General features: G+C 39.5%; 8 protein-coding genes. All 8 read right to left on the bottom strand.

Annotated features, from left to right (window positions below; translation table 11 throughout):
• Window positions 1-34: 34 nt before the first annotated feature.
• Entirely contained in the window at window positions 35-1,513 is a 1,479-nt protein-coding gene (locus ACULLG_RS15595; protein WP_452127726.1) for an alpha-L-fucosidase, read from the bottom strand.
• Window positions 1,514-1,518: 5 nt separating this feature from the next.
• Complete coding sequence (locus ACULLG_RS15590) at window positions 1,519-2,361, bottom strand: fumarylacetoacetate hydrolase family protein (protein ID WP_452127725.1); 843 nt, start codon at window positions 2,359-2,361, stop codon at window positions 1,519-1,521.
• A 70-nt stretch (window positions 2,362-2,431) separates the two neighbouring features.
• Entirely contained in the window at window positions 2,432-3,763 is a 1,332-nt protein-coding gene (gene fucP, locus ACULLG_RS15585) for an L-fucose:H+ symporter permease (protein WP_452127724.1), read from the bottom strand.
• A 228-nt stretch (window positions 3,764-3,991) separates the two neighbouring features.
• Window positions 3,992-5,176 carry a cellulase family glycosylhydrolase gene (locus ACULLG_RS15580; RefSeq protein WP_452127723.1) on the bottom strand — a complete coding sequence of 395 codons (1,185 nt, stop codon included), beginning with the start codon at window positions 5,174-5,176 and terminating at the stop codon, window positions 3,992-3,994.
• Between the two features lie 13 nt (window positions 5,177-5,189).
• Window positions 5,190-6,023 (bottom strand): glycoside hydrolase family 16 protein, encoded by an 834-nt coding sequence (locus ACULLG_RS15575; protein ID WP_452127722.1) that lies wholly within the window; start codon window positions 6,021-6,023, stop codon window positions 5,190-5,192.
• 11 nt (window positions 6,024-6,034) lie between these two features.
• Window positions 6,035-8,134, bottom strand: a complete 2,100-nt coding sequence (locus ACULLG_RS15570; protein ID WP_452127721.1) for a glycoside hydrolase family 20 zincin-like fold domain-containing protein — start codon at window positions 8,132-8,134, stop codon at window positions 6,035-6,037.
• A 141-nt stretch (window positions 8,135-8,275) separates the two neighbouring features.
• Window positions 8,276-11,098, bottom strand: coding sequence for a hypothetical protein (locus ACULLG_RS15565; protein WP_452127720.1), 2,823 nt, complete (start codon window positions 11,096-11,098; stop codon window positions 8,276-8,278).
• A 453-nt stretch (window positions 11,099-11,551) separates the two neighbouring features.
• Window positions 11,552-12,013, bottom strand: coding sequence for an Lrp/AsnC family transcriptional regulator (locus tag ACULLG_RS15560; protein ID WP_452127719.1), 462 nt, complete (start codon window positions 12,011-12,013; stop codon window positions 11,552-11,554).
• Between the last annotated feature and the right edge of the window lie 79 nt (window positions 12,014-12,092).

The following is a 12,092-nucleotide window of genomic DNA, read 5'->3' as shown; positions in this document are numbered from 1 at the left end:
ATCTCATTTATTGATTTTGGTTAATTGAGCAAAGCTACTTAACATTTGAAATTTTAAAACTCCAAGCATGTTGACAAGGCAGTTCATCATAAGTCAAGTTTGGAACCTGTACTGTAAGATTTCCATTTTTGAATTCATAAGTTAGCTCAGCTTTGAATCCCAAAAGCTCAATTTTGGTATTTTTTGATGGTTTTACACCTTTTATAACCAATTGGTTTTTCGGAAATTTTGGGGTAATGGCATAAAGGTCATTTCCTTTGCTGGTGAAAAATATCTCCTTAACAGCCTTTCCAGGTGATGGGTCAACCGTTTGTTTTAAGATGTAGTCGCCGCCCAAATAATGGGTGCTTTTGTCCAATTTTCTGTCACCCGCAGACCATTGTATGGGTTGCTTCCATTTGCGAGTGCCGTAAATGGCATCTCCATTTACTTTGAGCCAGACTCCCATTTCCATCAAGCGCTGTTGCATGATCGGTGGGATGCTTCCCCTGGCATCTGGTCCAATATCCAACAATAGATTTCCCCCATTACTAACAATATCAATAAACATCAACAATAATGTTCGTGTACTGTTGTAATCGGATGCATCTTCATTTTGATTGTATCCAAAAGAAAATCCCATCCCTCGACATTCTTCCCAAGGTTTGTCAAAAGTTTTACCAGCTTCATATTCTGTGGTATAATACCCTCCATGCTTTTGACGGATGCCTTTGCCCCAACGATCATTGATGACAACTTTGTCCTTGACACTAGACTCATTGAACAACCAGGCCATAAGTTCGGGGGTTTTCCATTTTTCATACTCCATATCCCATTCACCGTCACCCCAAAGCAAATCAGGTTGGTATTTTTCGACAAGGTCTTTGAATTGTGGATGAAAATGTTCATCGACAAAACGCTCCTTGTCATTTTGCCACCATGGATGATACCACTCGTATAGCGAATAATAGAAGCCCATTTTCACACTGGTTTTTTTAACAGCATCTGAAAGTTCTCCCGCTAAATCGCGTTTAGCTCCAGTTTCCATACTGTTCCATGCAAACCCGCGGTCGTTGGCCTGTTTGTTGGGCCAAAGGGTAAAACCATCGTGGTGTTTGGATGTCAACACAACATATTTGGCTCCTGAATTTTCAAAAAGTTGCGCCCATTCGGTGGGGTCATATAAGTCTGCGGTAAATTTATCAGCAAACTCGTAATAATCGAAGTGGTCACCATAGGTTTTTTTATGGAACTGGTATACTTCATCTCCGTTAAACTTTCCGTTGCCAAATAGAGCCTTGCTCTGCATCCAATATTGATACCACTCTGAATAGGTTCCCTTTGGAGACCATGCCGGAACGGAATAAGGACCCCAATGGATGAAAATTCCAAGTTTGGCATCTTCAAACCAGTCTGCAACAGGGCGTTTGTCCAAAGATTCCCAATTGGCTTCGTATTGAGCGTTGGAAAAACTTCCCAAAAGTAATAAGGTAATTAGGAGAATTGATCTTTTTATATTCGACATAGTTTTCATAACGATTAATTTTTATAGGCCACTTTATTTATTAGAGTACCAATATGATCTATTGTAATTTTGATTTCATCGCGGGGCTGAAGTGTGAAATCATCGGGCGGCACAAGTCCGGTACCTGTCATTAAATAGCATCCGGAGGGAAAATCACATTCTCGGAACAGAAAATCGACCAATTCTTGATGCTTTCGTTTCATATTGCTAATAGACACCTTCCCGTGAAAGACCTGCTGATTATTCCTTCGGATTTCCAACTCAATGCTTGTGTTTGGATCAATACCATGTTCAGGAACAAACACACAGGGACCTAATCCGGCGCAACGTTCAAACATTTTGGCTTGGGGTAGATATAATGGATTTTCCCCTTCAATACTGCGAGAGCTCATATCGTTGCCTATAGTATATCCTTCGATTGTTCCTTCATAACTGATCCACAAAGTGAGCTCTGGTTCGGGAACATCCCATTTTGAATCTTTTCTAATGTTTACAAAATCATTGGTTCCAACGGTTCGGTTGGCCATCGCCTTAAAGAACAGCTCTGGTCTTTCGGCGTCATAGACCTTGTCGTAAAAGGTATCTCCTCCTGCTTTTTTGGATTCTTCCATTCTAGCTTCCCGACTTCGCATATAAGTAACTCCTGAAGCCCATATTTCTTGATTTGCAATGGGGGCAATTATCGTTGATGCATCCAAATTTGAAATGGGCTCAGCACTTTCAATTTCCTTGGATAAAGCGTTATATAAATTTGGACGGTTCATTAAAGCGGTCCAATCCTGGATTCTTGGCCTAAAATAATGGCCTTGCCTTTCGATGGCGATACCATTTTTAGTTTTGTATACTTTCATGGGCATAGTCAAAATAGTTGCTATGGCTGCAGAGCCAATTATTGAAAATGTAGGTCAAGGCGATTTGAGTACCGCTTTAAGTGTTCAACGCTGGTCTTTTTGATCTTTTTAAAGTGTTATAGCCATAAAGTAAAGTGACAACAAAACAAGACATGGGCAGTACAAACGAGAAGTTAACTTCTGGAGTTCCCAAAATCCTTACATCGCTATAACCAGATCCGCCAATATCCAATATCATACCTTGAAGTATTGGCATAAAAGCACCACCTACAATAGCCATTATCAAAAATGCCGAACCTGTTTTGGCATCGTCGCCAAGACCATTTAAAGCGATTCCATAAATGGTGGGAAACATTAGCGACATGCAAAAAGAGACCATAACCAGGCTATATAACCCGGGCATTCCCTGTAAGAAAATTGTACCCAAACAAAATAGGATGGCCATAGTGGACAAAATCAGCATCAGTTTTCCTGAATTGATGAACTTTAACAAGTAAGTGAAAATAAACCGTGCCAAAAGGAAAATACCCAGGGCAGTGTAGGCATAGTTTACTGCATCTTGATTGTTTATACCAATGTTTTCAGCATATTGATAAATATATGTCCAGCACATAATTTGTGCCCCCACGTAGAACGTTTGGGCGATTACTCCACCTGTAAAATTTCTCTTTTTGAAAATCCTTTTAATAGAGGCCCACATGTCCACAGAGTTATTCGATGCTTTCTTTTCGGGCATTTTTACCAAGGCGATAATAACTCCCATCACCAACACAAAAAGCCCTAAGCCAACATATGGGTCACGAATAACTGCCAAGTCCGAAGTTTTAACCACGGCCTTAGCTGATTCTGATAGTGTTTCATAAACGCTATTTCCATTAGCATCCACATCATCCGATTGCAACGCCCCTAGAATAAATGTTTGGGCAACAAACAATCCCGATAAAGCGCCAATAGGGTTAAATGCCTGGGCCAGATTCAGTCTTCGTGTTGCTGTTTCCTCGGAGCCCATAGACATAATGAAAGGGTTGGCAGTGGTTTCTAAAAACGCTAATCCAAAGGTTAAAATGTACAATGCCATCAGAAAGAAAAAGTAGTTTTCCTTGGCCGCCGCTGGATAAAAAAGCAATGCCCCAGCAGCATACAATGCCAACCCTACCAAAATGCCTGTCTTATATGAAAACCTTTTAACAACATACGCAGCAGGTAATGCCATGGTAAAATAACCTCCATAGAAAGCTGCCTGCACCCAAGAAGCTTGTGTATTGTTCAGTTCAAGGATTTTCTTAAAGGCCGAGACCATTGGATTGGTGATATCATTGGCAAATCCCCATAAAGCAAAAAGTGATGTTATCAGAATAAAAGGTAACAGTATCTTTTTTTGTACAACTATAGCTTTGTTGTTCTCCATATTGGTCTTTTAATTTAGTTCATGTTGTTGTCCAATGCACATGATATGATGGATAATGGACATCAAACAAATCTATTGGATATTGTAGGATATAACCATTACTAAAATGACATCAATCAATACTTTTTTTGCTGAAAAATGAATGATTTAAAGAAAATGGAAAATCAGAAACAAGTTTCCATGCTTTAAAGCAAAAATTCATTTCAAGAAAAAACCTAGTCCCGGCGCCTAATTTTGATTGATGGTTGTTTTTATAAATGCTGCTTCCTTATCGGAAAAAGGAGTTCCGTCTTTTCTAAAGATATCATGAAACCAAACCTCTGGTTCATCGGTAAAAGGATTGTCCCAACTGCTCCACGGATAAATGGTATTGCTCTTTCCATTCACAAGCCCCCAGTTATAGGCCCCTACCTTGTGGTTTTGAAAAATTGGAAGAATTGTTTCGAAGGTAGAACCAGCGGTTCGCGCCATATATTCGGTACAGATTAAGGGGCGACCTGATGCAGACAACAATTCCACCATCTTTTCTGTAATCTTTGGCCCATAATAGGAATGGAAATTGATTACATCCGAATTCTCATAACAAAATTTATCTATGGCATCCAGTTTACTGAGGTCCAAATGTCCGGCACGCCAAACATCAGAACAAATGGGTTGACTGGGATTGACCTCACGAGCCCATTCAAAAGCTTTTTGGAGAAGAACCAATGAATTATCCATCTTATTTTTAAGCTCAATTTCGCCATAACTCGCTTCATTTGGGTTTGCGGGCTCGTTGTATAGGTCCCAAATCAATACGCGTGTATCCTCGGCATAACGCTCCATGGTTTCCTGTACGTAAGATTTTAAATCCGCTTCGTTCGGTACCAGATTTTTTAGAATGGCTATGCCAGGACATTGCACCCATCCAGAATTGTGAACGCCTTGTTTGGGCTTGGGCTGTAGTCCTGATTCTGGATTGGGATGCCACACATCATCAAAGAAAATGAGCATGACTCGCATGTTATGTTTTGCACATATCTCCAAGAATTTATCAACCCTTTCATAAAAGCCTTCTTTGTCCTCTTTCCAGGGTAAATAATGCAGAAATACACGAATTGTATTAAAACCCAAGTCTTCGGCCCACCCCAGCTCTTTGTCTATAAGTTCGGGTGAGAAGGTGTCCTTTTGCCACATTTCCAACTGATTTATGGCGTTGGAAGGCACAAAATTGCAACCCACAAGCCAATCGAGCCCATTGTACCATTCATTGGCCCGTTCCACGGTCCATTTGCCTGAAGGTCTTGATTCAGTTACCGCTGAAATCGCGGTTTTGGACGTATCTTTTTTTCTTTTTTGACCACAGGAGAAAACCAGGGTTGCCAGGACAAAAATTGAAATGCCAATTCGGATGTGTTTTGATAGGATGTTCATTGTGTTGACTATTTTACTGATAAACTTTGACCCAATCAATAATCATACGAACCGGGAGCTGTTCAAGATTTACATCTCCAACCCAGGAACCGCCTAACTGTTGATCAATCAGAATATAAAAAGGCTGATCAAAAGGCCACTGCGTAGCATCGACACCATCAACTTTGGGATAGGTAAATGTAGGTGTCCCATTTAAGGTATAAACCAATTTGTCAGGATACCATTCCAGTCCAAAAGTATTGAACTCGTTCTTATTGAAAGAGGTCGTTGCATAATATGGCGGATTGTCTTTTTGTTTTAGTTCCAGGGTATAGTAGGAATGTGTGGTTTGATAAAATATGTCATCAAAGTTTAGATGTTCCATGATATCGATTTCACCATTTCTGGGATATGCTCCATATTTATTTTGTTCCGAAAGCATCCACATGGCAGGCCAAGCGCCCTGGGCTGATTCCAGTTTGGCCCGTATTTCAATTTTCCCATACTGAAATGCAAACTTTCCTTTGGTATAAATCCCTCCTGTAAGATAAGTTCGGGAGTCCGTCAGACTATCTGTGTTTTTAATTCCATTTAAATGCAACTTTCCATCTTTCCAATCAAAACATCGGGCATCTTTGTCGGTCATTTGATCGTTCCAATCTGCCTTTCCCTGTGGAATTTTGGTCCACTTGTTCTCATCCAATATGGGAGTTATAAAATGGTCTTCCCAAACCACTTTCCAATCCCTGTCAGTCCGATAAGGTTTTTGCACATAAATTTCTGCATTTGCGTTGTTAAGGTGATAAGGTCTGCAACCAAAACATAGCAATAATAAACAACAGAAGGTAAAGGAAAGGACTTTTCTCATTTGGTTATCGGTTAGTCTTTGATGTTAACATGGGTAACTTTTTCAATTATGTTTGTTTCCAGTTTTTGCAAGAACAGAAGCTCCGCATAAAATTGCCAGTCAAAAGATAGCGATTGATTTGCTAAATGCACGTGGTGGTCTTGGTCTAGAATATAATTTTCCGGTTTGGTTAAAATTCTGGTTTTACCATATGTTGATTCGAATTCCTTTCGAAGCTCAATGAATTGCTGTTTCAATTTTGACAGTTCTGCCAGTGCGTCTTTCCGCTTGTTATCGTCGGCAGCATTATCGTAGTTGTGTAGCGTTAGTAGAGCTCGATTGCTGTATTGAACCAGCTTGTTCACTTGTTCATAGATCTCTAGATTGTATGTATTTCGTTTGGCCAAGTTTTTCATCTCCTCAATTTTAGAGGTTATGGTATCATTAATTGCTAGTGTTTCTTTGGCCGTTTTAATTTTATTGGCATATTTTTCTGACCATTCACCAGGTTTTTGGGGATCGGGCATTGTGATGACCAACTTGTCCAATGCTTCTGGCTTACTCATCAAGTAATTTCGACTGTTTCCTTCCAATAGTAGATTCTTCCAATGTGCAACCGGATCTTCTAAAAGGTCGATAAATCCAAATTCTTCACTCGAAAGTGAATTTGCAAACTCCCTATGTCGATAAACCGATTTTAATTCATCTTTAGTTCTTTTATCGCCCGACCAAGTGTACTCCGAAAAAGCCAATATACCCCTCATATAAAGTTCAAAATGAGGTGAGTCATCGTCCCAAAGGGTTAGTAGAAGTCCATTTAAACCTCTTTCTATTGAGGAGAGTGCAAAGGATTTAATGTTGTCAATATTGCTTTCCCTTTGAGGCATAAGTACCCATCTGGTTTGTCCTGCGGTTGCACCCATTACTTGAAAACCGTTGTTACTGAACCAATCCATGGCCTTGCTGTTGCCATAGGTTTCGGGTGCGTGGTAGTTCCAACGCATATAGATACAATTTTTTGGGAACTGATCTAAAAACTCAACTAATTTGTGTTCGTTTTCTTCCCAAATTTTGTCCACTTCTTCATTGCTGATTTCGGTATCGAACATGGGGGCATAGACCTCAGCATGCTTTAAGGGCATATCATCCCAAAAAATGGGAATTCGGTTGTGCTCTTCAGCAAACTTGCACACTTTGTCCAACCATTGTAATTGTAATTCGAGAGCCGACTTTCCACTTCCACGACCTGTTGTATGTACTTCGTCGCCACCGATGTGCAAATACTTGCCATTTGGAGTGGCTTCAATGGCTTCCTCATACAAGTCGAATTGTACTTTATAGGTCTCTGAATCCAACGGATTGTATGCCCAATCACTGGTTGGGTCATCTCGAAGGTGTTTGTATTCATCATGTTTAAGTACAAACGAGGAGTGCCCCAAACCTTGCATTAGCGGGCTAATCTCTATATTTCGGTCATTGGCAAAGTCCGAAAGCTTTTGCCACTCCGTTTTGCTCAAGGCATCTGCAGAGGCAATTTTGGGATGCCGTTCAAATTTGATTTTATCCTCAACTTCAGCAATAATTGCATTGACTTTGTAACCAGCCAGTTTATCAATCAATTGATAGTAATATTCGGTTTTTTCCAAATGATGTTTTATATCCAAATGAACAGATCTATAGGCAAGGAGTGGGAAATCTTTGATACTGCATAGGGGTAGATGGACGTCTTGATCTTTGGCATCAATTACCAATTGCTCTAAGGTTTTAAAGGCATAGAACAATCCGGCTTTGTCCTTTCCGGTCAGGACAATCTCATTTTCTTGAATTTTTAAAAAATATCCCTCGGCAGGTAGGTCCAGTTTTTCATCAATCCAATAAATTAATTGTGCATCGGATTTTTTGTCCACAAGACTTAGATGTTGCAAAATGCCACTTAAGACAGGAAGGTCATTGTTGTTTTCGGAAAAAACCGACTTAAGTTGATCAACCTTTAAATTGCTGATTCCTGTAATTTCAAACTCTTGTGGAGAGGGAAGTACTTTGAAATTTCCAGATTTCTTTTCGGTTTGGAATCCGCATGCATTTAAAACGGCAATTAAAAGAATGTAAACAACTGTTCTTTGGGTTTTCATAGGGTTTGGTTTTGAAATCACAAATCATTTTGAACAAGATATGAAAAAGCAATGTAATAATGTGTACGATAACACAATTTGTTTAATTGTACACATATTTCTGCCTATATGTTAACATTGGCTTCCAAGTTTCAGCATTATCTATTTCATTATCGCCCAGGTATAACTATTGGGCTGTACTACAATTTTCAATGCTAAAGAATAGTCTCTTTCCAAGGAATAATTATAAGTTGTGCCATCTTCTATTTGCACTTGGACTTTATCTGAAAGTCCTGTGTAATACAAAGGAACTTTTATGGTTTTCGTAATTTCCTTGTTGGTTGGATTATAGACCATCAGCATTCCCTTTTCTTCTCCTTGTGGGTTTACATTCAACCAATAATCAATATCCCTTCCATCTGCTCGGCGCAAATGGATAATATCACCTTCAAGTACTTCCCTATGCTTTTTAAACCATGTTACAACTCGTGTTACCATAGATTTTGTTTCATCAGAATCATATAGTCTTGGTCCGCGATAACAGGCCTGTACTCCGCCACCAAGATTGCCTACCATCATCATTTCATAATGTGACAGGTGTTCTTTAAGTGGTTCAATGGTAGCTGCTGCGCCACCTCCGTGATATTCGGTCAAAGGAACAAACATCCAGCCCATTGAGGGTGTTTTTTGCCATGCTCCGTCATAAATATTCTGGCGTGTGTGAATAAGCTGCTGGTTTCGTGGTAGACTCCAATTAACTTCTCTATAACCCATACCGCATTTGTTTCCCCCGGTCATATAATAGTAATCGGGGATATTGAGATATACTCCATTTGCACGGCACCATTGATAGAATTGTGAGATTGTCTCGTACTGCTCCCATCGGGAATCCTCTAAACCCTTATGGCCTGGATGATGGTGGGAAGTGCAAACATCTCCGGGGTACGACCCATCGTGTTCAAGTAAGGAGAAGCCCGTTTTATGATAAAAATTATATAGTTTTTTAAAATATTCCTGCCCCCATTGACTTTCAATACACGGAGAATTACCAAAGGTAGGTCGTTGGCCGGGTGGCATCACCACATCATGTCCGTTTCCAATTTTTCTGGAGGCTAGGAGGGAATATCCACCGATTTCAATTCCTTTACTTTTAGCGTAGTCGGCATATTTCTTCATTTTATCCAAATATTCTTGACTGTCATCTTCTATGTTGAATCCGCTCCCAAAAGTTAAGATCACCATTTCAAAGCCAGCTTCGGAGGCTTGGTCTATAGCAGTTTTTACACGTTCCCAATCTGCGAAGCGAGCATGCATCATTAGTGGATTTTCGGTTGTCCAAGGGGCAAGGGTGCGATACATTCTTCGAAGGGCTAGGCCTTTTCTTTCACGATCATAGCTGTCATTCGGCATTATAAATGTCCTGAAAGTCTTGAAAGTTTCTCCAGGTTTAATGGTTTTAGCAGGACCAATTTCTGGACCAACGTTAAGTAGGCATGGCGTAATTCTCAGATAATTGACTTGGGTGTGATAGTCAGGATCTGGCAACCAACGCACGGCATGATGATTTGCATCTTCAACATTAAAACTGGAAAAGGCATAATCGGTCTCCACGTGGATGTTTGGTGTGGGAACATTGAATTCGCGGGTTTCCACGGCAGCGCCATATTCCACTGCCGCGATAATTTCACTAACAAATCTATCTATGGTTATGTCTGTATTGCCATTGTTTTTAAGAGTGAGCCATTTGGCCATCACAGGAATTCCATCATACAGTTCATAATGTACGGATAGTGTAATATCATCTTTATTGAATCCACGGTCTGAGCTTTGAGAAAGACTCCCGTACGCTGCATAATCAACAACTTGCATTCTAACAAGTTCTCCCATCTTGGTTTCATTATCAATTCCCTTGCCTTTGGCATTGGTTTTACCAATCCTCACATGAGTTGGCATGGTATTGAAAGGCTTCAGTTTTTCTATGGTTCTCCAATCTCCACCTTCAGGCTTTGCTTCGCAAAAAACCATCTGCTTCGTTATTCGATAGCGAAGTTTCCAAGGTTTGGTGAGGTCCAATGCTTGGCGCCCTCCGGCAGCCTTGTTTTCTTTTTGACCATTCCATAAACCAAACATGGCCACACCATCATCATAGCTGTTTCCGCCTGGGCGCAAATAAAACTTTACGGTCTTGTCAGGCCAGACCAGTGTGATTCCAGGACCATGCTCCTTGCTTTTATCTGTACCTACGTTAAAGGTGGCTTCAATGATTTTTGTGTTGTTATTCAATTTCTTCTCTACATATACTGCAGTGTTTGCAGGGGTGTATATTTCTCCCACTTTACCCTCGTTCTGGAAAGATGAACGCTCATGAGTTTTGGAAGATGTGGTTTTCCAGATATCATCAAGACTATTAAAGTCTGTTTGATATAAGGTATTCCTTCCATAAGAACTTGGTAGTAAAGCATCTCCATTTAAAAGATTTTGAGGTTCGGGCATCTTATAATCCATGCGAAGATGTACTCCTTTTGGCGGCCATTCGGAACCTTTAGCATGATTTCTAACACGTTTCCATTCGAAAGGAGCCTGTGGTTCGCTGATTTCGTATCCGATATATTGCATGGAAGATGGATCGGCATTCAAGTCTTCCAACCATTCCTGCTTAAGAAAAGCGTAGTTGGGCTGTCCTTTTAAGCCCCCTACCTCATAATTGATACCATTAATTTTGACTATAGCTTCAGGTTTAATGCCTCGCAGGAGTGATTCACCAGTGACCAAATTGTCCAATCTAACAGTTGCAGCATTAGGTGTTATTCGGAAAACTCGCCTAACAAGACCATTTGATAATTCAATTTCCTTGTCAGAGCTTTTGACTTCAGTTTTATAGGATGAGCCATCCAATAACCAATCAGTTTGGGCCAAAGCTTTGTTGATGTTGAATTGAAAAGCTAGGATTGCGAGTATTATGTAGCTATGTTTTGTGATTTTCATGGACGTGACTACTTATTTTGATGACGGATTCTTTGAATAAATTAATCTATATCGAAAACGGCTTTTTAGAATTGTCAAAAAATTTAGAAAGATGGAAGCCATTTGTTTTATGGGGTAACCTCCTTTAAAATGGATTCAAGGTCATTTCATCCATCTATAATGACTGAAATGACCTTTTAATTTCGAACCCACCTTCTTGATTGGTAGTTTGGTTATTATTGGTTTAACCCTGGTATTAAAAAAGGGTTGGTTATTTAGGTGAAACTAATTTAAGTCAGTTAGGACCAGGTATCTACAAAAACTTAAACAGACCTCGATACTTTTTTTGCCCAAATCCATATGAAAACATAATTTGTGGTTTAATTCTGATATTTTCCCACGAAAAACCAATATGAGGGAAGATTAGTGATTTTGGAATTAATGCGACAGATACCAAAATCAGGATAGAAAGTTTTAAATATGAAATTCGGAAGTATGTTTTATCTCTTTTAACACAAACGAGCTGTTCAGTTCTCCAATATTTTCCAATTTGGAAAGCTTGTATTTTACAAAGTCATGATAAGCTTCTAAACTTTCGGTGTTTATTTTTAGGATAAAATCTACTTTGCCTGCCATATGAAAGCATTCCTGTACTTCTTCCAAGCTACGGATCTGTTCCTCAAATTTCTCAATAAAAGAAGATTCATGAAAACGCATTGCTACTTGGCAAAAAGCTGTTACTGGTAGTCCCACACGTTTTTTATCCAAAATGGCGACATATTTTCTAATATATCCGAGTTTTTCAAGTCTTTTAATGCGTTCGTACACCGGGGATACCGTAAGATTTAAATTTGCAGCAATCTCCTTTGCGGTCTTCTTAGAGTTTTTTTGTAAAATTCTTAGTATGGTAATATCCGTATTATCTAATTTGTCCATAAGTCTTCAATAATCTTTCCTGTGTATAAATGTCCAAGTAACCTTTATTAAGTAAAAAAATCGGATTTTTTTGATTTTA

The sequence above is a fragment of the Flagellimonas sp. 2504JD1-5 genome (assembly GCF_053618295.1).
This window is presented reverse-complemented; position numbering and strand designations above follow the sequence as displayed.